This window comes from Spirosoma rhododendri (genome assembly GCF_012849055.1).
Taxonomy (GTDB): Bacteria; Bacteroidota; Bacteroidia; order Cytophagales; family Spirosomataceae; genus Spirosoma; species Spirosoma rhododendri.
The window spans coordinates 2,980,102-3,003,008 of the sequence record NZ_CP051677.1; the positions used below are offsets into that span (position 1 = coordinate 2,980,102).

Annotated in this window: 11 protein-coding genes and 1 pseudogene; 10 read left to right on the forward strand and 2 right to left on the reverse strand. The window is 54.8% G+C overall.

What is annotated here, in order from left to right; genetic code table 11:
* Positions 1 to 77: 77 nt before the first annotated feature.
* From HH216_RS12350 to HH216_RS12380, 7 genes and pseudogenes are all read left to right on the forward strand, one after another.
* Entirely contained in the window at positions 78 to 3,200 is a 3,123-nt protein-coding gene (locus HH216_RS12350) for a SusC/RagA family TonB-linked outer membrane protein (protein ID WP_217371912.1), read from the forward strand.
* A gap of 15 nt (positions 3,201 to 3,215) precedes the next feature.
* Complete coding sequence (locus HH216_RS12355) at positions 3,216 to 5,066, forward strand: RagB/SusD family nutrient uptake outer membrane protein (protein WP_169551090.1); 1,851 nt, start codon at positions 3,216 to 3,218, stop codon at positions 5,064 to 5,066.
* 355 nt (positions 5,067 to 5,421) lie between these two features.
* A complete protein-coding gene (locus HH216_RS12360) occupies positions 5,422 to 8,715 on the forward strand; it encodes a SusC/RagA family TonB-linked outer membrane protein (RefSeq protein WP_169551091.1) in 3,294 nt (1,097 codons plus the stop codon).
* 18 nt (positions 8,716 to 8,733) lie between these two features.
* A complete protein-coding gene (locus HH216_RS12365) occupies positions 8,734 to 10,584 on the forward strand; it encodes a RagB/SusD family nutrient uptake outer membrane protein (protein WP_169551092.1) in 1,851 nt (616 codons plus the stop codon).
* 249 nt (positions 10,585 to 10,833) lie between these two features.
* Positions 10,834 to 14,183, forward strand: a pseudogene (locus HH216_RS12370) (VCBS repeat-containing protein).
* On the forward strand, positions 14,183 to 15,457 hold the full coding sequence (locus HH216_RS12375; protein WP_169551093.1) for an McrC family protein: 1,275 nt from the start codon (positions 14,183 to 14,185) through the stop codon (positions 15,455 to 15,457). The pseudogene HH216_RS12370 and the gene HH216_RS12375 overlap by 1 nt, the downstream one beginning before the upstream one ends.
* 182 nt (positions 15,458 to 15,639) lie before the next feature.
* Positions 15,640 to 16,308 (forward strand): SGNH/GDSL hydrolase family protein, encoded by a 669-nt coding sequence (locus HH216_RS12380; RefSeq protein ID WP_169551094.1) that lies wholly within the window; start codon positions 15,640 to 15,642, stop codon positions 16,306 to 16,308.
* Between the two features lie 87 nt (positions 16,309 to 16,395).
* On the opposite strand, the gene HH216_RS12385 is transcribed toward HH216_RS12380, so the two are convergent.
* Positions 16,396 to 17,172 (reverse strand): DUF2490 domain-containing protein, encoded by a 777-nt coding sequence (locus HH216_RS12385; RefSeq protein WP_169551095.1) that lies wholly within the window; start codon positions 17,170 to 17,172, stop codon positions 16,396 to 16,398.
* Positions 17,173 to 17,301: 129 nt separating this feature from the next.
* The gene (locus HH216_RS12390; RefSeq protein ID WP_169551096.1) at positions 17,302 to 19,590 is read right to left on the reverse strand and encodes an aconitate hydratase; all 2,289 of its coding nucleotides are present in this window, start codon (positions 19,588 to 19,590) and stop codon (positions 17,302 to 17,304) included.
* A gap of 272 nt (positions 19,591 to 19,862) precedes the next feature.
* Between HH216_RS12390 and HH216_RS12395 the strand changes: the two genes are divergently transcribed.
* The 3 genes from HH216_RS12395 to HH216_RS12405 all read left to right on the forward strand — a co-directional run bounded on the left by HH216_RS12395 (position 19,863) and on the right by HH216_RS12405 (position 22,633).
* Positions 19,863 to 20,339 (forward strand): CHRD domain-containing protein, encoded by a 477-nt coding sequence (locus HH216_RS12395; RefSeq protein ID WP_169551097.1) that lies wholly within the window; start codon positions 19,863 to 19,865, stop codon positions 20,337 to 20,339.
* Between the two features lie 200 nt (positions 20,340 to 20,539).
* Positions 20,540 to 21,370: a 5-dehydro-4-deoxy-D-glucuronate isomerase gene (gene kduI / locus HH216_RS12400; protein ID WP_169551098.1), complete on the forward strand. Its 831-nt coding sequence runs from the start codon at positions 20,540 to 20,542 to the stop codon at positions 21,368 to 21,370.
* 93 nt (positions 21,371 to 21,463) lie between these two features.
* Positions 21,464 to 22,633, forward strand: a complete 1,170-nt coding sequence (locus HH216_RS12405) for a glycoside hydrolase family 88 protein (protein ID WP_169551099.1) — start codon at positions 21,464 to 21,466, stop codon at positions 22,631 to 22,633.
* Positions 22,634 to 22,907 lie beyond the last annotated feature (274 nt).

The following is a 22,907-nucleotide window of genomic DNA, read 5'->3' on the forward strand; positions in this document are numbered from 1 at the left end:
AGAACTCTACTAATCCGGGATGTACGGATCGGCCGGAGGAACGGACTCGCTGGTTATTGAGCGGGCTCGCCGTATTTATGCTGCTAATGCTTTGCTCATTCGGGGCAATGGCCCAAACTAAAGTATCAGGGCGAGTAATTGACGCGCAACAACAGGGCCTGCCTGGGGTCAGCGTTGTTGTGAAAGGAACAACTACAGGGTCTGTAACCGACAGCGACGGACGGTATTCGGTCAATGTACCCCGCGACGGTATCGCACTGGTTTTCTCGTATATCGGCTACGTATCGCAGGAAGTACCCATCGACGGTAAATCAACGATCAACGTCAATATGGCTGACGATACAAAATCACTGAACGAGGTTATCGTCGTTGGGTATGGCACGCAGCGTAAAGAAACCATTACGGGTTCGGTCGTAGCGGTTAAAGGAACGGATCTGGTGAAGTCACCTACGACCAACCTGTCGAACTCGCTGGCTGGTCGTCTGCCGGGCGTAACGGCGGTGAACCGCAGTGGTGAGCCGGGTTACGATGGATCAACCATCCGAATTCGCGGTACAAACACGTTGGGTAACAACAGTGCACTGGTTGTTGTGGATGGTATCCCCGACCGGGCCGGTGGTCTGGACCGGATTAACCCCGCCGACATCGAAACGATTTCGGTCCTGAAAGATGCGTCGGCGGCTATCTACGGATCGCGGGCAGCTAACGGCGTTATCCTGATTACGACCAAGCGCGGTAAAAGCGGAAAGCCTCAACTGTCGTACTCGTTCAACCAGGGTATTGCGCAGCCAACCGTTGTGCCTAAACTGGCGAATGCCGGGCAGTACGCCGAAATGCTGAATGACCTGAACATATACGAACTGCCGACAGCGGAGTGGTCAGCAGCAACGCAGGGCTTCAAAACAAACGGTACGTACACACGTCCTGATGGAACGGTACGCACGGCGCCCTATTCGCCAACCGATATTCAGAAATATAACGACGGATCGGACCCCTGGGGCCACCCGAATACTGATTGGTACAAGTCGACGCTGAAAACGTGGTCGCCCCAGTCGCGGCATAACCTGCAATTGACGGGTGGTACCGAAGATTTCAAATACCTCGCTTCGCTGGGGTACCAGAATCAGGATGCGTTCTACAAAAACTCGGCAACGGGATACAAGCAGTACGATATCCGGCTTAATATCGACGCCAATATCAGCAAGTACCTGCACGTAGCACTGGGTATCCTGGGTCGTGAAGAATTCCGGTACTACCCAACACGGGGAGCCGGTGCAATTTTCCGGATGCAGATGCGGGGTAAGCCAAACCAGCCTGCATTCTGGCCTGATGGTCGCCCCGGTCCAGACATCGAAAACGGTGAAAATCCGGTTGTCATTACAACTAACGCTACCGGTTACGACCGCGACAAGCGTGATTATATTCAGACCAATGGCCAGCTGGATTTCAAAGTTCCGGGCGTTGATGGGCTGAAAATACAGGCAACGGCAGCTGTCGATAAACTGAATCAGAACAACCGGCGCTGGGAAACACCCTGGACGCTGTACGAACGGGGTACGGGTGTCGATGCCAATGGTGTCCCCAACCTGATTGCCAGCAAACGTGGACCGGCAGAACCTCGTCTGACGCTGGGCAACAACACGCAGTTGAACATCCTGCTAGGTCTGATTGGAACCTACGAGCGCAAGTTTGGTGATCACGGCCTAACTGCCCTGGTAGGGGTAAACCGGGAAACGATTCAGGGCGACAATTTCAACGCCTATCGTCGGTATTTCATCTCGCCCGCTATCGACCAACTGTTTGCGGGTGGTGCGCTGGAGCAGAACAACGGTGGTAGCGCGTTTAACCGGGCTCGTCTGAACTACTTCAGCCGGATTGCGTACAACTACAAAGAAAAATACCTGTTCGAATTCCTGAGCCGGTACGATGGCTCTGACATCTTCCCCGCAGCAACGCGTTATGGTTTCTTCCCTGGCGTTATGGCGGGCTGGGTGGTATCTGAGGAAGGATTCTGGAAGCGTAGCGTACCCATCATGAACTACTTCAAGGTCCGGGCTTCTTACGGACAGTTGGGTAACGACCAGATCTATTTCCCCGGTACAACCACGCTGGCTACGTATCAGTACCTGCCGACCTACGGCTTCAATACGTACATTATCAATAACGCCCAGCAGCAAACGTTGTCGGAAGCCCGGATCCCCAACCCAACGATCACGTGGGAGGTAGCCAACAATGCTGACATCGGTATCGAAGGTCAGTTGTTCAACGGCAAGATTGCCTTTGAATTTGATTACTTCAACAACCTGCGGACATCGATTCTGTACCCCCGCAACGCATCAGTACCGCGCACGACGGGCCTGACGCTGCCCCCGGAGAATATTGGTAAAGTGCGTAACAGCGGTTTCGACGGACAGATTAGCTACAACGGTCAGGCGGGTGCACTGCGCTACAGCGTTGGCGTAAACGGTGGCTACGCGCAGAACAAGATTATTTTCTGGGACGAAGCCCCCGGTGCTCCCGACTGGCAGCGCACAACGGGTAAGCCCATCAACGCTTACCTTGCCTATCAGTACGACGGCGTATTCGCGACGCAGGCTGATATCGACGCCAACCGGCTCGACTACTCGGCCATCGTGAAAACGCTGCGTCCCGGCGATATGAAGTACAAGGATTTCGACGGCGATGGTAAAATCACGCCAAACGATCAGGTACGGAACAACCGGACAAACCTGCCGCTCTTCCAGGGTGGTATGAACATCTCTGCTTCGTACAAAAACTTTGACTTGACCGTACTATTCCAGGGTTCGGCCGGTGCGCAGCAGTATATCAGTTTGGGTGAATCGGGTAACGTTGGTAACTACTTACAGGAGATTTATTACAACCGCTGGACCGTTGATAACCCAAGCAGTGTGCATCCCCGTATCGCCAACCGGAGCGATCAGTACTACTCGGCTGGTAACACCTACTGGCTACGTTCGGCTGACTATATCCGGTTGAAAAACTTTGAAGTGGGCTATACCATCCCGGAAACGTTTGGCCGGAAAATCGGTGTCAACAGCCTGCGGGTGTATATCAACGCGCTGAATGCCCTGACGATAGTCAACCGGCTGGGTTCGTTCGACCCCGAAGCCGATAACGCAACCGGGCAGTACTACCCGCAATCACGTATTCTCAACGCTGGTCTGACGCTTCGTTTCTAAACGTACTTATTACACATGATACGACCATTTAAATCTATAAGTCTGGCACTGCTCGTCGCGTCGATCAGCATAACGGGCTGTAATGACAATTTCGTAAATACGCAGCCGCTGGACCAGGTAGCCGGTGATGCTGTCTGGACCGACCCAGCGCTGACGGAAGCCTTTGTAACGGGTATTTATGCTGGTCTGGGCCAGGGCGGTTTCAACGAACAGCAGCTTGCATCGCTGACCGATGAGACCATCTTTACGCACCCAGGTCGGGGTATCACGACCATTACAGAAGCCCGTTCAAATCCAGCCGATGCGGGCTGGATTAACGAAACGATCGACTGGAACCAGATGTACCTGCGTATCCGGGCGGCAAACCTGGCTATTCAGAACCTGACTACGCCGAAGTTTGCGAACACGGATGGTATTGCTGATCGGTTGATGGGCGAAGCAAAGTTTATGCGCGCTTATTACTACCATCAACTGGTGCGGTACTATGGCGGTGTTCCCATCATCGATAAAGTGTACGGACTGGGTGAAGCCGATTACGCGACGACGCGGAACACGATGGAGGAGTGTATCAACTTCATCGCCAAGGATTGTGATGAGGCTGCTGCGCTGCTAAAAGGTAAATCGCCGGCGAAAGGCCGGGGCAACGAACTGGCTGCCCTGGCGCTGAAGGCCCGCGTACTGACATACGCTGCCAGCGATTTGTACGATGCAGCAACGGCCAAGTCGAAATCGTCGGCACACGCTGCCTTCGCACAACCGGCCATACTGGGATACGTGAGTGGTAGCCGTACGGAACGTTGGCAAAAAGCGAAAGCCGCTGCCAAAGCCGTACTCGATGCGACCAGCGGTTATCAGCTGAATTTGTCGGCCCCCGCGAGCGACGGTACGACTAACTACATGAACATCGCCTTATCGCGTAATGGCGGTGATCAGGACGTATTGTTCTCGCGTTCGTTTATCAATCAGAAGCAGGAGGCTGGTGGGCAGCAAGGTCTCTATAACGGACCGAACGGCTACCATAACTGGGCGGGTAACACACCGGTGTCACTGCTGGTCGATGATTATGAAATGATCGACGGATCGAAATTTAGCTGGTCAGATCCGAGCAAAGCGACTACTCCGTACGCTAACCGTGATCCCCGTTTTTACGCGTCGATTCTGTATGACGGTGCTCCCTGGAAACCTCGTACAGCCGACGTAGCCGCTAAAGACCCCGTCAACCAGATTCAGACGGGCCAATACGAAGTAACGAGCGGCAGCGGTAAAGTATCGATTGCCGGTCTGGATACGCGCAGAAGTACGGTTGAAGACTGGAACGGTAGCTACACTGGCTACTACATGCGTAAGTTCATCGATCCAAACCCAGCCATCGTCGACCAGAATACGTATCAGCAAATTCCCTGGCCATTCTTTCGGTATACTGAGGCCGTGTTTAACTACGCGGAAGCCTGTATCGAACTGGGTGAAGATGCCGAAGCAAAGACCTGGCTGAACAAGATTCGGTTCCGGTCGGGGATGCCCGCACTGACGGAAACGGGTGATGCGCTGCGTCAGCGGTACCGTAACGAGCGTCGTATCGAGATGGTATTCGAAGAGCAGCGCTACCACGACGCTCGTCGCTGGATGATTGCGCCATCGACGCTGGGTCGGAAAGCCAACACGATCAGCATCACGGGTACGCTAAAAGCCGGCAAGTCTGTGTCGCTATACCGCTACGATCCGACCAGCTACGATTATACCTACCGCGTCGTTGAGATCGATCCGGGTAAGGAAAACCGGGCCTGGCTGGATAAGATGTACTACCTGCCGATCAGCCGCGATGAAATAAACCGGAATAGCAAGCTGATTCAGAACCCCGGATATTAATACCGATTGATAGTACTCAACAAAAAACGGCGGCCGTGTTATGAACACGGCCGCCGTTTGTATTGAAGGCTGTTTCGTGATGGGCCACACATACTTAGTGAACGGCTGTGTAATTGCTCAGCCTATACTATACTGACAAGGCTTTAGTGTGTGATATATAGCTAAATATACTCATGTGTACTAGTTGGGCTAAATAGTTATACTTATTATGAGAAAAGCTTAATTTTCATCGCTTTTTAATGAGAAAAGTTCTATTATATGTTAGAAAAGGACATGTATCAGCTAATATAATACCGGTAAAAACACTCAGCTGCCAACTTTAGATCGTTAGTTGGAACTAAAATGCAGTTGAATCATGCCAAAACTATTTACCAATCAAAAAGTTTGCGGGGATTCCGAAACCGTTTTGTCGGAAGTGCATGCCAGATGGCTGAGACGAGGTTCGCTTTGTCTGGTTTTCGTGCTTGGACTTCTGGCATCAGTGGGCGCTTACGCTCAGACCAAAGTGTCTGGCAAGGTGGTAGATGCGCAGGGGCTGGCCCTGCCCGGTGTTAGTGTTCTGGTAAAAGGAACGACTACTGGTACTGTAACCGGCGTTGAAGGCGATTACGTACTGAACGTACAGAACCGGAACGCAACACTCGTTTTCTCGTACATCGGCTACATCAGTCAGGAGGTCGCACTGAATGGTCGCAACGCAGTTAACATCACCCTGGCGTCTGATGATAAGATGCTGAGTGAAGTTGTTGTCGTTGGTTATGGCGAGCAAAAGAAAGAGACCGTAACCGGTTCCGTTGCCACCGTAAAAGGAAATGATCTGGTAAAATCGCCAGCCGTCAACCTGACCAACTCGATTGCCGGCCGGATGCCGGGCGTTATTGCGACAAACAGCAGCGGTGAACCTGGTTATGATGGCGCTGCTATTCGGATTCGGGGTTCCAACACGCTGGGTAATAACGACGCACTGATCGTTATCGACGGGGTTCCGGCGCGGGCTGGTGGTATTGATCGGTTGAATCCGGCTGATATCGAAAGTATTTCGGTTCTGAAAGATGCGTCGGCCGCTATCTATGGTTCACGAGCTGCCAACGGGGTAATCCTGGTGACGACCAAACGGGGTAAAAGTGGTAAGCCGGAGCTTTCTTACAGCTTCAACCAGGGCTTTAGCCAGCCAACGGTTATTCCCAAGATGGCGTCGGCAGCTGAATATGCCCAGTTGAACAACGAAATCAACCTGTACAACAACCTGCCTGCGGGCTACTGGAAAGATGCCAACGCGGCCTTCAATAGTACAGGAAGCTACACCCGGCCCGACAATGGCGTCGTTGTCCCGGCGGCTTACTCGCCCAGCGATATTCAAAAGTTTCAGGATGGATCTGATCCATGGGGCCATCCCAACACCGATTGGTTCGGCGCAGCGCTGAAACCGTGGTCACCCCAGGTGCGGCATACGCTGCAACTGGTGGGTGGTTCAGAGAACATTAAGTACCTGGCCTCTGCGAACTACCAGAATCAGGACGCTTACTATAAAAACTCGGCTACGGGCTACAAGCAGTATGACTTCCGGCTGAATCTGGACGCTAAAATCAGCAAGTACATCAATTTGGTGACGGGCGTTGTTGGTCGTCAGGAAAACCGCTTCTTCCCAACCGTTGGAGCCGGTGATATTTTCCGAATGCTGGCGCGGGGTTATCCCAACAAGCCTGCCTTCTGGCCGAACGGCTTACCTGCTCCTGATATCGAGAATGGCCAACAGCCTGTACTGGTTACGACCAGCGCCACGGGTTACAACAGAGACACCCGCTATTATCTGCAAAGCAACGCCAGTCTGAATATCACTAACCCCTGGGTACCGGGTCTGAAGTTAACCGCCAGTGTTGCTTTGGACAAATACATTCAACAGGGTAAGGTTTGGCAAACTCCCTGGTACGTGTATAGCTGGGATTATACGTCCTACGATCCGACGACGAAAGAACCGCTTCTTCAGCGTGTGCAGAAAGGACCGGCGCAATCGACCCTCAATCAGTACACAAACGATCAGTTCAACTCACTGCTGTCCGGTATTCTGTCGTATGACAAGACCTTCAACGCCAATCATGCGATTACGTTACTGGCCGGTATTACGAAAGAGCAGTCTAACTCAAACGGTTTCTCTGGCTTCCGTCAGTATTTTAACTCGACAGCTATCGACCAACTGTTTGCAGGTAGCCAAACCCAGCAGGTTGCGAATACAACGGCGGCCTGGGAGCGGGCTCGTATGAGCTACTTTGGTCGGGCTGCGTACAATTACAGAGAGAAATACCTGGCTGAATTCCTGTGGCGTTACGACGGTTCGTATATGTTTCCTCGTTCGAGCCGTTGGGGCTTCTTCCCCGGCGTAACGGCGGGCTGGCGTATTTCGGAAGAAAATTTCTTCAAGAAGGCGCTGCCAGCTGTTAGCTCACTGAAACTGCGGGCTTCCTGGGGCCAGTTAGGGAATGATCAGGTCTATTTTAACGGTAACCTGCGCGAGTACGATTACCTGCCGACCTATGCGTATGGCGACGCCGTCAACTCGAACTGGGGTTATGTATTGAATAACCAGGTTTCGCAGACACTGTACGAAAATGGTGTTCCGAATACAAAGCTGACCTGGGAAGTAGCCAATAACGCCGATCTCGGTTTGGAAGGCTCATTACTGAACGGTAAAGTCTTCTTTGAATTTGACGTGTTCCAGAACAAACGGTCGAATATTCTGTGGCGTCAGAGTGCATCGATTCCTCAGACGACAGGCGCTACGCTGCCCGCTACCAACATTGGCCGGGTAACGAACAAGGGCTACGAGTTCCGGGTGGGTTATAACGGACAGGCGGGTGACTTCAAATACAGCGTTAGCGTAAACGGTGGTTACGCCAAGAACACCATCACGTTCTGGGACGAAACGCCGGGTGCGCCCGAATGGCAACGGTCGACGGGTAAGCCCATTCCTACCGACGTGAACAATCCGAACAATGCCAATGGTACGCTCATGTACCAGTACGACGGGATTTTCTCGACGCAGGCCGATATCGACGCCAATAAGATTGACTACAGCGGTGTAGGTGCCAGCCTGCTACGCCCTGGCGATATGAAGCTGAAAGACATCAATGGCGACGGGAAAATTGATGCGAACGACCGTGTCCGGGCCGACCGCAACAACCAGCCCCGTTTTCAAGGTGGTTTGAATGCCAGCGTCCGGTATAAAAACTTTGATCTCAGCATTCTCTTCCAGGCCTCAACGGGCGGGCAGATCTTCCTGCAAACGGAGTCGGGTACGATCGGTAACTTCCTACAGTACAGCTACGATCACCGCTGGACGGTCGATAACCAAAGCACGGTTGACCCACGCATCGTAGACCGTAGCAACCAGTACTTCTCCAACGGTACGACATACTGGCTGAGAAGCACCAACTACGTTCGTCTGAAAAACCTGGAACTGGGCTACACCTTGCCGAATACGCTGTCGGGCAAAATTGGTCTGAACAACCTGCGGTTTTACGTGAACGGTCTCAACCTGGCAACCTACGCACCAGCGATGAAGGGCATATTTGATCCTGAATCGACCAACAGTGCCGGTCAGTATTATCCACAGGCACGGGTTATCAACGGGGGTTTAACAGTCAGTTTCTAAACGATTAATCAGATTACTATGAATTATATAGCAAAGTGTCTGTCGTTCGGCCTGCTGTTGGGCACAACGATGATGGCTTGTAACACTGATTTCCTGGATACGAAGCCACTCGACAAGGTATCGGGTGATGCGGTCTGGGCCGACCGGGCGCTTTCTGAAGCCTTCGTAACAGATGTGTACAACGGTATTCGGGATGGTCTGCTGGATCAGATGAGTTTCGATTGCCAGACCGATAACGCCCTGTACAGCTTTGGCAAACAGGACGTGAATGAAGCGAACGTCAGCCCATCTAACATAGGTACTGTTAAGAGCACCATGGAGTGGGGCGCTATTTACGCCCGGATTCGGGCCGCCAACATCGCCCTATCGAAACTGGCAAAGCCTTCGTTCGATAATAGTGGCGATCTGGCCGGACGGATGCGCGGTGAGATGTATTTCCTGCGGGCCTATTTCTACAATCAGTTGCTGCGTTACCACGGAGCCATACCCCTTATCAAATCGGCTTATACACTGGATGAAGGTGATTTTACGGTGGGTCGTAATACGTATGAGGAGTGTGTCAACGCGATCGTTACTGATCTGGATTCGGCTACTACGCTGCTGAAAGGTCGTAGTATGGCGGCTGGCCGGGCTACGATGGGCGCTTCGATGGCCCTCAAGGCACGGGTTCTGTTGTACGCTGCCAGCGATCTACACGATATACCGACGGCCAAGGCTAAGTCGAGCGTCATTGCCAGTTTCGCCAATCCTGAATTGCTGGGTTACGTCAGTGGCGACCGGACAGCTCGCTGGAAAAAGGCGCAGGATGCTGCTAAAGCCGTCATGGACTTGAACATGTACGGGTATAAGCTGAACCTGTCGGCTCCCGTTACGGCGGCTGAAGGGCAGCAGAATTACACAAACCTGTCGCTGTCGCAAAACGGTGGTGAGACCGATGGTATTTTCCTGAAATACTATATCCGGGCATCAAATGATGACTGGGGCTCCTGGTTCCCGCGCAATAACATGCCGAACGGTTATCACGGCTGGACGTCAAGCGAACCAACCCAGCAGATGGTCGATAATTACGAGATGATGGATGGTACCAAGTTCGATTGGAGCAATGCAACGCATGCTGCGGCACCGTACGAAAACCGCGATCCTCGTTTCTATGCGTCGATTCTCTACGATGGTGCACAATGGAAACCCCGTACGCCCGATGGCGCGGGTATCGATCCCGCCGGTCAGATACAGATGGGTGAATACGAAGTGGGCTCTTCGTCGTCTCCGACCAAGTTTTCGGGGCTGGATACCCGCAACAGCACAATCGAAAACTGGAATGGTACCTGGACAGGGTACGCCATCCGTAAGTTTTTCAACACCGATGTATCGATCGTAGATCAGAATATTCGTCAGGAGATTCCGTCTATCCAGATTCGGTACACCGAGGTTGTGTTGAATTATGCGGAAGCCTGTTTGATGCTAGGGCAGGAAGCAGAGGCCAAGAAGTGGATCAACGCTGTTCGTTTCCGGTCTGGTATGCCTGCCATCACCGAAACGGGTTCCGCGCTGATGGCTCGTTACCAGAACGAGCGGAACGTGGAGATGTTCATGGAAGATCAGCGTTTCTACGACGTTCGCCGGTGGATGATTGCACCCACGGTACTCGGTCAGCAGGCCCGCATCATTGCTATCACGGGTAAACTAAAGTCAGGCAAAACGGTCACGACATACAAGTACAGCAAAGACAACTATACCTACACGTACAAGGTACAGGACTTGGGAACGGGTAAGGAAAACCGGAAGTGGAACGATAAGATTTACTTCCTGCCAATCAGTCGCGACGAGATCAACCGGAATAGCAAGCTGATTCAAAACCCAGGTTACTAAGTAGAAATCCATTCCAACCTCTCCCTAACGGGAGATAGTGAGAGTTCAAGAATGCCAGTGCTTTCGGGTGCTGGCATTTTTAGTTATTTTTATAGGATAATAAATGATACCCCCCGTCCCCCTGAAGGGGGTGAGGACGTTCCCTAGCCACTACTGGCGATGGCCGAGTCCTCGCCCCCTTCAGGGGGACGGGGGTAAACACACTTACCCTCCGTGAAACGCTTTACTTACTTTACGCTGACGGTTTGCCTGTTGGCCGCGGCTGCCTGCCAGAAGTCGTCCGATTCGTCGTCCGCCCCTCAATCCGCTGACACGCCCGCTGGCCCGGCCCTGTTCACGCTGCTTTCGCCCGATCAGACCGGCGTTACGTTTTCCAACAACCTGACCGAAGGATTGAATACCAACGTACTGATGTACGAGTATTTCTACAACGGTGGGGGCGTGGCAGTCGGTGATCTGAACAACGACGGGCTGGACGACATTTACTTCACGGGCAACATGACCCCCAATAAGTTGTACCTCAACAAGGGAAACATGCGCTTTGCCGACGTTACGGCGCAGTCGGGGGCGGGGGTAACGAAAATCCGTGGAAAACGGGCGTGACGATGGCCGACGTTAACGGCGACGGTAAACTGGATTTGTACATCTCTCGTTCCGGCACGATCCGCCCCGAAAATCGCATCCCCGAACTGCTCATCAACGACGGACCCGATGCGCAGGGGATTCCGCATTTCACCAACCGCACCGCCGAATACGGGCTGGCGCAGCCGGTGCAAAGCACGCAGGGCGTCTTCTTCGATTATGACCGCGACGGTGATCTCGACCTGTTTCAACTGAACCACAACCCCCGGCTGCTGCCTATTCTCGACCCGCAGGCTACGGCGGCCATCATGAAGCAGCCTGACCCGCAAATCGGCGTTCGGCTCTACAAAAACGAGGGCAAGCGCTTTACCGATGTAACGGCAAAATCGGGCCTAAGTAGTTCACCCCTGAGCTACGGGCTGGGCGTGGGTGTGTCGGACCTGAACAACGACGGCTGGCCCGATCTCTACGTGTCGAACGACTACGGTGTACCCGATTATCTGTACATCAATCAGGCGGGAAAAGGTGGGCCGTACTTCCGCGACGCGCTGAAAACGAGCGTGGGGCATACGTCCAACTTCTCGATGGGTAACGCTGTCGCCGACGTCAACAACGACACCCGGCCCGACATCGTGACACTGGACATGCTGCCCGAAGACAACCGGCGGCAGAAACTGCTGATGGCCCCCGACAACTACGAAAAGTATGATCTCGCCGTGCAATCGGGCTTTCACCACCAGAACATGCGGAACATGCTGCAAGTAAACAACGGCGACGGGACGTATCGTGAGGTAGGCCAACTGGCGGGCATTTCGAATACCGACTGGAGTTGGTCGCCGTTGCTGGCCGATTACGATAACGACGGATGGAAAGACCTGTACATTACCAACGGTTACGTCCGCGACTATACGAACCAGGATTTCCTGAAGTTCATGAACGACTTCATGCAGAGCCGCCCGACCAATCCCACGCGGGAAGACGTGCTGGAACTGGTGCATAAAATGCCTGCCTCAAACGTCACGAACTACATGTTCCGCAACCGCACCGGCGATGAACCCGCCGAGCAGTCGGGCGAGGTACGCTTCGCGAACATGGGGCCGAACTGGGGACTAACGCAGGCGTCGAACAGCACCGGTGCCGCCTACGCCGACCTCGACAACGACGGTGATTTGGATTTGATCGTCAACAACACAAATCAGACGGCATTTATCTACCAGAACGAAGCCCGTTCGCAGGCGAAGCACCATTTTCTGACGGTGAAATTGGTCGGTAGCGGAACCAACACGCAGGGGCTGGGCGCGAAACTGACGCTTTACCGGGCCGGTCGGCAGCAGTTTCAGGAGCAGATGCCAACGCGGGGCTATCAGTCGAGCATGTCGCCCCGGCTGCACTTCGGACTGGGCGGTGAACCCGCCATCGACTCGCTGCGAATCGTTTGGCCAACGGGCAAAGAGCAACTCCTGAAAGCCCCCAAAGCCGACCAAATGCTGACCCTGCGCGAGAGCGACGCCCGCGAAACCTACCGGGCACCGAAGGCCGGGCCGTCGCTGTTCGTCGAAACGAAATCGCCCATTGCCCGAACCTATTCGACCGTCGCGACCAATGATTTCAAGCGTCAACCACTGCTGGTTAATGCGCAGTCGTTCGGCGGGCCGTGTCTGGTAAAGGGCGACGTTAACGGCGATGGGCTGGAGGATGTCTACGCGGGCGGCAACAGCGGGCAGGCCGGTATGCTGTACATCCAGCAGGCGTCAGGGCAGTTTAGCCCGCGCCCGCAACCGGCCTTCGACGCTGACAAGCAATCCGAAGATACGGATGCCCTGTTTTTCGACGCCAACGCCGACGGTAAGCCCGATCTGTATGTATGCAGCGGTGGTTACGGCGATTTCCAGCCCGACGACGCTCGCTTGCAGGACCGGCTGTACCTGAACGACGGGACAGGCAACTTCACGAAGGCCGCCAACGCCCTGCCCGTCATGCGAACCAGCAAAAGCTGTGTGCGCGCCACTGACCTCAACGGCGATGGTAAACTCGACCTGTTCGTCGGCGGGCGGGTCATTCCGGGTCGCTACCCCGAAGCCCCGCGTTCGTATGTGCTTATTAACAACGGCACCGGTGCATTCACCGACCAAACGACCAAACTAGCCCCCGCGCTGGCGCAGATTGGTATGGTCACGGATGCCGCCTGGACCGATTTGAATGCCGACAAAAAGCCCGAACTCGTGCTGGTGGGGGAGTGGATGCCAGTTACAGTGATGAGCCTGACGGGTGGGCAACTGGTTGATAAAACGACTGATTTTCTGCCGAAGCAGTACCGCGGCTGGTGGAACAAACTGCTGGTCGATGACCTGAACGGCGACGGCCGCCCCGATCTGGTGATTGGTAACCAGGGGCTGAATACGCAGTGCCGCGCCAGCGAAACTGAACCTGCCGAACTGGTCTACAAAGACTTCGACAACAACGGTAAAATCGACCCGGTTTTGTGCCTGTACGTGCAGGGCAAAAGCTACCCCCACGCCACCCGCGACGAACTGCTCGACCAGATGGCGATGCTGCGAAAGCGATTCACCGACTACGACACCTACGCCAACGCAACGCTGACAACCGTGTTCACCGAGGACGAATTGAAAGACGCCAACCGCCTGACCGCCAATCAGCTGCAAACAACCTGCCTGCTCAGTTCCGCGGGCGGTAAACTGACCGAAAAAGCACTGCCGCTCTCGGCGCAGATTGCCCCGGTTTTCACCGTCACGGCGTTGGATTACGATCACGATGGCCATAAAGACCTACTGCTCTGCGGCAATGCAACGAAAACCCGTATCCGTTTCGGCCGCTCCGACGCCAACACGGGCGTGTTGCTCCGCAACGACGGGCGCGGGGGCTTCGTGCCGGTGTCGCCAACGCAGTCGGGTTTCCAATTGTCGGGCGACGTGCGGTCGGTGTTACCAATTGGGCAAACGCTGCTCGTGGGTATCAATCAGCAGGCCGTTCGGGCGTACAAACCGCGTAACCCCTGATGCATACCCGACGCACAAATCGCTTTGCCGTTACCGAACAATCGCTCATCACGACCGACGCATCTATGGGCGACGACGCGACGATTGTCTCCGGGCGGGCGTTCGATTTGCTGCGTGAACAGGCCCTCGACCCCGACAGCGACTGGCTGACGCTGTTTACGCGCAAAGGTCGCGAGTACGTCCGCATCGGACCATATGTGGGGTTAGTGCAACTAGCCGACGGCACACAACTTGAATTGTTGCCAAAACTGGAGCAGCCCGATCAGGCCCGGCCGCTGCTGCTAACCATGCTGCGCCACCTGCCCGATAGCCCGTTCCGCACCCTGCCCATGTCGCAGACCGGTGCTGCCGACCTGCCACTCTGGGATGTATTCGTCCTGACGTTTCTCAATGTCCTGACCACCCTGACCCGGCAGGGCTTGCAACGCGCCTACGAAACCGTCGAACGCAACGAACCCGTCTGGAAAGGGAAATTTCAGGCCACTCGCCACCTACGCGACAACGCCCACCACGCAGAACGGTTGGCCGTCCGCTACGATCAGCTCAGTGCCGACATTGCCCCCAACCGGCTCCTGAAATCGACGTTGGCAACGATCGATAAGCAGTTGTCGCGCTCGCCCGTGCAGGCGCAGGTCCGGCAGTGGCTCTGTACGCTTGACGACGTGCCGGAATGTGTGAGTATTCCCGACGATCTGCGGGCGAGTCAGCGGCTGGGGCGGTTGTTTGCGCGCTATGAACCGGCCCTGCGCTGGGCCGAGGCTCTGCTGCTGGGGCAGGCGTTTGGTGCGCAGTCGGGCCGGACGAACAGCCTGTCGTTACTGTTTCCGATGCCCCGCGTCTTCGAAGCTTATGTCGCTCACGGTGTCCGGCGATACTGGTCGGAGTCGGGGCTGGTAACCGTGCAGGAATCGTCGGCGCACCTGGTTGACGAACACGTTGGCGCGCCGAAATTCAAACTTCGCCCGGACATACTGATTCGGCAGGCCGACGGACAAACGCTGGTGCTCGACACGAAATGGAAACTACTCGACAGTACCGACCGGCGCGGCAACTACGGAATCGAACAGGCCGACCTGTATCAGCTTTTCGCCTATGGCAAGAAATACGACGCAACCCGGCTGTTCCTGATCTATCCAATGAACCCTGCCTTCCGCGAACCGCTCCACGTCTTCGGCTACGACGCATCGACTACTCTACATGTGCTCCCCTTTGACCTATCGCGTCCGCTAGCCGCTGAGGTCGACAAACTGGTTCAATACGCGCAATCGGTTTAAACGATTGATTGTCCCCGACAGCTTCTAGCTGTCGGAGCCGCGGTAGCGGCTAACACGGTAGCTCCTATTTAGCCTAACGGCTTCGACAGCTGGAAGCTGCCGCGGACAACCGTATCGATCCACATAGGTAGATTCGGTAAGGCAGAACGTTTGTATTTTGTGTGAAAAAACAACGATCAATTATGCGTACCGGCCTTGCCTTGTTGCTGTTTGCCCTTGTTCTGACAACGGCGTTTATTGCCAAACCCACCCGCGTCGTATTCTTCGGCGATTCCATCACGCAGGCGGGTGTCAATCCCGGTGGATATATCGACCGGCTGCGGAAAATGCTGCCCGCTGATCAGTTTGAACTGATTGGTGCGGGTATCGGTGGTAACAAGATCTATGATCTGTTTTTGCGGATGGATACTGACGTGCTGGCGCAGAAGCCCGACGTCGTCGTCGTTTGGGTGGGCGTCAACGACGTGTGGCACAAAAGCTCATTCGGCACTGGCACCGACCCTGACAAGTTTGTGAAATTTTACGATGCCGTAATCGACAAGCTACAGGCGGCCGGTGCGAAGGTGATGCTCTGCACGCCAGCGGCTATCGGCGAAAAAACGGATTTCAGCAATCAGCAGGACGGCGACCTGAACCAGTACAGCCAACTCATCCGCGACCTTGCCAAACGCCGGAACCTGCCGGTGATTGATCTGCGTAAGGCGTTTCTGGAGTATAACGTAAAGAACAACCCCGACAACAAAGACAAGGGTATCCTGACCACTGACCGCGTTCACCTCAACGACGCGGGTAATCAGTTCGTCGCCGAACAGATGCAGAAGGCATTGACGGGTAATGTTGCAGCCAAGTAGCTAAGTCTGGAAGCCGCTAGGCGAGTCTGTGTAGCCTGGACCGGTCCGCCGGTGCGGTCCAGGCTACACGGTATATCAGGCTACACACTACCGCTTTGTAAAATCCAGGTCGTAGTTGAGGTTCAGTCGAAAGCCGTGATTGATCTCAAAAACCGGTTTTCCTGATATCGGATCGGATTCAGGGTGCTGCGTAATCTGGTTGAGGTAATTCAACTCCAGTTGAAGGTTGTCCAGAAACTGATAACCGAACCCGCCCGAAATTCGGTTCTGGTTGAAAATATTGTCACCGACGTTGCGACCGTACCCCATAAATAATTCGTCGAAGAAATTAGCGTAGAACTCACCCGGTTCAATAGTCGGTCCGGCTAACGGAACCGTACCAGCAAGCTGATAACGGACCCTGTTCTGGTATTCCCAGCCGGTTACCCGGCGCGGGTTGTTGTCGGCACCGATACTCAGCCAACGCTGCTCAAACCGAAAGCGATGGCTGAATCTGACAGTCCCTAACTGATCGCTCAGTTGAATCTCCTCGTGCGCCCGGTGTTCCAGCGTCGGTACACCCTGATCGGCAACGGGGTAGTCACCGTATGGGTAGGTCACGAAAAACGTGTAGCCCCCGCCGACCTTCACCCGATCCGATAGCTTGTAGTTGGCACCCAACCGCGACAGCGACTGCTGCCACGACCGGATCAGTTCGACCCGTCGCCACTGGTATTCGGTATGAATCGTCCACCGTTTCGCAATTTTGTGATCCCCGTTATAGGTGTACCAACCAATGGCGTTGCGGTCGATAAGGCGATTCTGCTGCGCCAGACACCCAAGCGAGAAACCGAGTAAGACAAGAAGCAGATAGTATTGTTTCATGCACAATCGTTCATTAGACTGATTACGTAACGGCTGCCGAACGGAGATGGTTAAGGCGGGTAGAGTCAGAAAAACCAAAACGGCCAGCTATCATGACGATAACTGGCCGTTCCTGTAGAGAATAATCGCTTATGCGTTGGCTCCCTGCTTCATGCGGATGATGTTCAGGGCCGCACCGGCTTTGAACCACTCGATCTGCCCTTCGTTGTACGTGTGGTTGACGGCAAACTCGTCCGATGAGCCATCGGCGTGGTTCAGCACAACCGTCAGCGGAACGCCCGGCGCGAAGCTGGTCAGTCCTTTGATGTCGATGCTGTCGTCTTCCTGTACTTTATCGTAGTCGGCGGGGTTTGCGAACGTCAGCGCCAGCATACCCTGCTTTTTCAGGTTAGTTTCGTGAATCCGGGCGAACGAACGTACCAGGATAGCCCGAACACCCAGGAAGCGGGGTTCCATGGCCGCGTGCTCCCGCGACGAACCTTCACCGTAGTTCTCGTCACCAACGACAACCGACCCGATACCGGCGGCTTTGTAAGCCCGCTGAACAGCCGGTACTTCACCGTACTCGCCCGTCAGTTGGTTCTTCACCGTGTTTGTCTTGTCGTTGTAGTAGTTGACCGCCCCGATCAGCATGTTGTTCGAGATGTTGTCGAGGTGACCACGGTATTTCAGCCACGGACCCGCCATCGAGATGTGGTCGGTCGTACACTTGCCTTTTGCTTTGATCAGCAGTTTCAGGCCGGTAAGGTCGGTACCTTCCCACGCTTTGAACGGTGCCAGCAGTTGCAGACGGTCCGACGTTGGCGATACGATTACCTTTACTCCCGAACCATCTTCGGCTGGTGCCTGATAACCGGCGTCATCGACAGCGTAGCCTTGTAGTGGTTGCTCGATACCAGCGGGTTCGTCCAGCATCACCTGCTCGCCAGCCTCGTTGGTCAGCGTATCGGTCATCGGGTTGAATGTCAGATCTCCGGCAATGACAAGCGCCGTTACGATTTCGGGCGATGCCACAAACGCGTGAGTGCTGGCGTTACCGTCGTTCCGCTTGGCGAAGTTCCGGTTGAACGACGTGATGATCGAGTTGGGGCGGGTAGGATCGTCCATGTGCCGCGCCCACTGCCCGATGCAGGGGCCACAGGCGTTGGCCAGTACCACACCACCGATTTCTTCGAACGTGTCCAGGATGCCGTCGCGCTCAGCCGTAAACCGTACCAGTTCCGAACCGGGTGTTACGGTAAATTCAGCTTTCGCTTTTAGTCCTTTGTTCGTGGCTTGAGCCGCTACCGACGCCGACCGGGTCATGTCTTCGTAGCTCGAGTTGGTACACGAACCGATCAGACCCACTTCCAGCCGCTCAGGCCAGTTGTTTTCCTTCACCGCCTTGGCGAAGTTCGACAGCGGCCACGCGAGGTCGGGCGTAAACGGACCGTTGATGTGCGGCTCCAGTTCGCTCAGGTTGATCTCGATCAGTTGATCATAATAGCTGGCAGGGTCGGCGTAGACTTCATCGTCCGAGCGCAGGTTAGCCTTCACCGCCTGTGCGGCATCGGCGATTTCGGCGCGGCTCGTCGCCCGCAGGTAATCACCCATTTTGTCGTCGTAAGCGAAGATCGACGTGGTTGCGCCAATCTCGGCACCCATGTTACAGATCGTGCCTTTACCCGTTGCCGACAGACTTTCAGCGCCTTCGCCGAAGTATTCCACGATGCAGCCCGTTCCGCCTTTTACGGTCAGGATACCGGCTACGCGCAGGATTACGTCTTTGGCCGATGCCCAGCCGCTCAGCTTGCCGGTCAGCTTCACACCGATCAGTTTGGGCATTTTCAGTTCCCAGGCCAGACCCGCCATTACGTCGCAGGCATCAGCACCACCGACACCGATAGCGATCATACCCAGACCACCCGCGTTTGGCGTGTGCGAATCGGTACCAATCATCATACCGCCGGGGAAGGCGTAGTTTTCGATTACTACCTGGTGAATGATACCAGCACCGGGCTTCCAGAAGCCGATGCCGTATTTGTCGGAGATCGACGCCAGAAAGTCGTAAACCTCTTTGTTTTTGTTTTTAGCTACGTCGAGATCCTTATCGGCACCGACCTCCGCCTGAATCAGGTGGTCACAGTGTACGGTTGAGGGAACGGCCACCTGCGGCCGGCCTGCCTGCATGAATTGCAGCAGGGCCATCTGGGCCGTTGCGTCCTGCATAGCCACGCGGTCCGGGGCGAAATCGACGTAGGTTTTCCCCCGTTCGAATGCCTCCGTCGGGCGGGCCGCCGAACCGTTACCGGCGAAGAGGTGGCTGTACAAAATTTTCTCCGACAAGGTTAGCGGTTTGCCCACAACCTGCCGGGCTGCTTCGACGCGCTCGCCAAGGTTGGCGTACACGCGCTGAATCATATCGACGTCAAAAGCCATAATAAAAAGCGGGATAACAGTTCTAAAAAAAGGGTATCTAATCAACTAACTACCGGAATACCGAATGCATTCCGGTTAACGGGTCAAAATTAGGGTATTATCAATGTTTTTGGAAATATTCCTATTATCGCGAATCAATCTACTTAAAACAGCCTTCTGCGCCACTATTCCGGGGCCACAAACGAATAAAGCGCCCGAACAGTCGTTGTATTTCTACCCAGATGCGTTATTTGCAACATATTTGGCACAAGAAGCTATCAATTCTCTACAGTATGAAACATGTTAACCTACTAATGACCGGGCTGGCGCTGCTGGTAATGGGCTTTGTCGTATCGGCCTGTAAAGACGAGGAAAACCCAATCACGACCGTGTCAACGCGCCCGACGACGACCGCTAGCAGCTATACGGCTACCATGAACGGTGCCAGCGAAAAGCCAACGGCTACAACGTCGACAGCATCGGGTTCGACCCGCGTACTGCTCAACGAAACGACCCGCGCCATCAGCTACACCGTAACGTATAGCGGCCTGACCCCAGTTGCCGGACACATTCACCGCATCACACCCAATTCGACTTCGGGTACGGGAGGAGTTGAAATTCCATTTTCCAGCCTTACATCGCCTATCGTTGGTAGCTACACGCTGGCCAGTCAGGCGCGGGTGGATAGCTTCAAGAACGGCTATTACTACTCGAATCTGCACACGACGGCCTATCCCAACGGTGAAATCCGGGGCGATATCAAAAAGTAATAACTGTGCCGCAGCATTGCGACGAACGTCCGCCGGGGAGCCAGTCCCCGGCGGACGTTTCGTTTTATGGGCCGTGGCTGATAAGTAGATTTTTACGCAACGTCTGCTTCCAATACAATCTAGTACAGGTATAAAGGGAGTAACGATCCGGCTAGAAAACGACCCCTGAATGTTAAACCCAAAACGTTAAACGCCACTTTATGCAAGTCCGCTACGCCGTTGGTCCCAACGAAACGCGCCAGTTCAACACCACCGAACTCCGGGAGAATTTTCTGATCGAGACGCTGTTTTCGCCCGACAGCCTTCAGCTTTGTTACAGCCACTACGACCGCGTGATCGTCGGCGGAGCGATGCCCGTAAGCAGCCCGGTTGAGCTACCGACATACCCTGAACTGCGCAGTGATTTCTTTCTGGAACGGCGCGAACTGGGTGTTATCAATGTCGGCGGGGCAGGCTCGGTAACGGTCGACGGACAGACGTACGAGCTGGCTAAACTCGACGGGCTATACGTCGGACGAAGCAGCCGTAGCGTATCGTTTGCCAGCGCGTCGGCCGACGAACCCGCCCGGTTTTACCTGCTGTCGTCGCCCGCCCACAAAGATTACCCCACGCAGAAAGCCGCGCAGGGCGACGTGTTTTCGGCACCGATGGGGTCGGCAGAAGCAGCCAACGACCGGACGATTTACCGGTACATCCACAAAGACGGACTGCAAAGCTGTCAGCTCGTGATGGGTCTGACGATTCTGAAGCCCGGCAGTGTCTGGAACACCATGCCCGCCCACGTTCACGACCGGCGCATGGAAGCCTACTTTTATTTCGACCTCGACCCGGCGCACCGCATCGTGCATTTGATGGGCCAACCGACCGAAACGCGGCACCTGATGGTTGCCAATCACCAGGCGATCATCTCGCCCCCCTGGTCGATTCACTCCGGCTGCGGCACGGCAAACTACTCATTCATCTGGGGCATGGCCGGCGAAAACCTCGACTACGCCGACATGGATCTGATCGCGATTGCAGACTTGAAATAGGGTTTAACGTTTTTGGTTTAAGGTTTAAAGTTCTGGTAAATAACCCGTCGGCCCTCAACCTTAAACGTTAGACCAAAAACGTTAAACCAACCAATGAGACTCCTCCCCATCCTCGCCCTGCTGATTGCTGGCCCGGTGCTGGCGCAGACGCCGATTGACGTCGACAAGGAATTTGCGTTTGCTGCCCAGCAGTACCGGGGAATGCTGCAAAGCCACCCCGACACGTCGAAGTTCCCGCAGTCGAGCAAGCCCGACGGAAGCCCTGACGACCGGAAATCGAGTTGGTGGTGCAGCGGGTTTTTCGGCGGGTCGCTGTGGCACATTTACCAGCGTACCAACGACCCGTTCTGGAAAGAAGAGGCTCAGAAATGGACGATGGCCGTAGCGAAGGAACAGTACAACACCGGTACGCACGACCTCGGCTTTATGATCTATTGCCCGTTCGGCAACGGCTACCGGCTGACTAAAAACGAAGCGTACAAGCCGATCATGCTGACGGGCGCGCAGTCGCTGTCGACCCGGTTCACCCCCAGCGTCGGGGTTATCAAGTCGTGGAATAAGTTTCAGCAGTACGATTATCCAGTCATCATCGACAACATGATGAACCTGGAACTGCTGTTCTGGGCGGCCAACAACGGGGGTGACAAACGCCTGCGCGACATCGCCATTACCCACGCCGACAACACGATCAAAAACCACTACCGGCCCGACAACAGCAGCTACCACGTGGTGTGCTACAACCCGGATGGCACGGTGGCGGCTAAGAAAACGGCGCAGGGCTACGCTGATAATTCGGCCTGGGCGCGGGGACAAGCGTGGGGGCTGTATGGCTACACGGTGATGTACCGCGAAACGAAAGACAAGAAGTACCTCGATCAGGCCCGGAAAATCGCCGACTTCTACCTGAACCATCCCAATCTGCCCGCCGACAAGATTCCATACTGGGACTTCAATGCTCCCGGTATTCCGGCCGAAGAGCGCGACGCGTCGGCGGGGGCTATTGCGGCATCAGCCCTGCTTGAGTTGAGTACCCACGGCGGTTCATCGGCTAAAACGTACTACCAGCAGGCCGAACGGATGCTGCAAAGCCTGAGCAGCCCGGCCTACAAAGCCAAACCGGGGGGCGACAACCATTTTATTCTCGTGCACAGCGTCGGCCACAAACCGGCCAAAAGCGAAGTCGATACACCGATCATTTACGCCGACTACTATTACCTGGAAGCCCTGCTGCGTTACGATGCACTTCGGAAGAAACAGGGATAAATGCGTTGATGAATGGCGGTTGTGAGAAACGGCAGTCGGGCGATCCGGCTGCCGTTTTGCGTATTCAGCCCGCCGAACCGGCCCCGATTCATAAAATCCGTTCATTAACAAAAAACAATCGTCCATAGACAACACGTTTGAACGTCAGCAGCAGAAAATGCCCGTCATCGGCTCAAATTCAGTTGTTTTCCCGAACAGATACGAACGTAGCACGGATACATCTTGTTAACTATATATATCCAAATCCGTGTTAGTTCATAGGCTGTCTCAGGCA

Bases quoted from the DNA above. Each gene is read 5' to 3' on its own strand.
- HH216_RS12350 (WP_217371912.1), top strand. From the start codon at position 78: ATGCTGCTAATGCTTTGCTCATTCGGGGCAATGGCCCAAACTAAAGTA.
- HH216_RS12355 (WP_169551090.1), top strand. From the start codon at position 3,216: ATGATACGACCATTTAAATCTATAAGTCTGGCACTGCTCGTCGCGTCG.
- HH216_RS12360 (WP_169551091.1), top strand. From the start codon at position 5,422: ATGCCAAAACTATTTACCAATCAAAAAGTTTGCGGGGATTCCGAAACC.
- HH216_RS12365 (WP_169551092.1), top strand. From the start codon at position 8,734: ATGAATTATATAGCAAAGTGTCTGTCGTTCGGCCTGCTGTTGGGCACA.
- HH216_RS12375 (WP_169551093.1), top strand. From the start codon at position 14,183: ATGCATACCCGACGCACAAATCGCTTTGCCGTTACCGAACAATCGCTC.
- HH216_RS12380 (WP_169551094.1), top strand. From the start codon at position 15,640: ATGCGTACCGGCCTTGCCTTGTTGCTGTTTGCCCTTGTTCTGACAACG.
- HH216_RS12385 (WP_169551095.1), bottom strand. From the start codon at position 17,172: ATGAAACAATACTATCTGCTTCTTGTCTTACTCGGTTTCTCGCTTGGG.
- HH216_RS12390 (WP_169551096.1), bottom strand. From the start codon at position 19,590: ATGGCTTTTGACGTCGATATGATTCAGCGCGTGTACGCCAACCTTGGC.
- HH216_RS12395 (WP_169551097.1), top strand. From the start codon at position 19,863: ATGAAACATGTTAACCTACTAATGACCGGGCTGGCGCTGCTGGTAATG.
- kduI (WP_169551098.1), top strand. From the start codon at position 20,540: ATGCAAGTCCGCTACGCCGTTGGTCCCAACGAAACGCGCCAGTTCAAC.
- HH216_RS12405 (WP_169551099.1), top strand. From the start codon at position 21,464: ATGAGACTCCTCCCCATCCTCGCCCTGCTGATTGCTGGCCCGGTGCTG.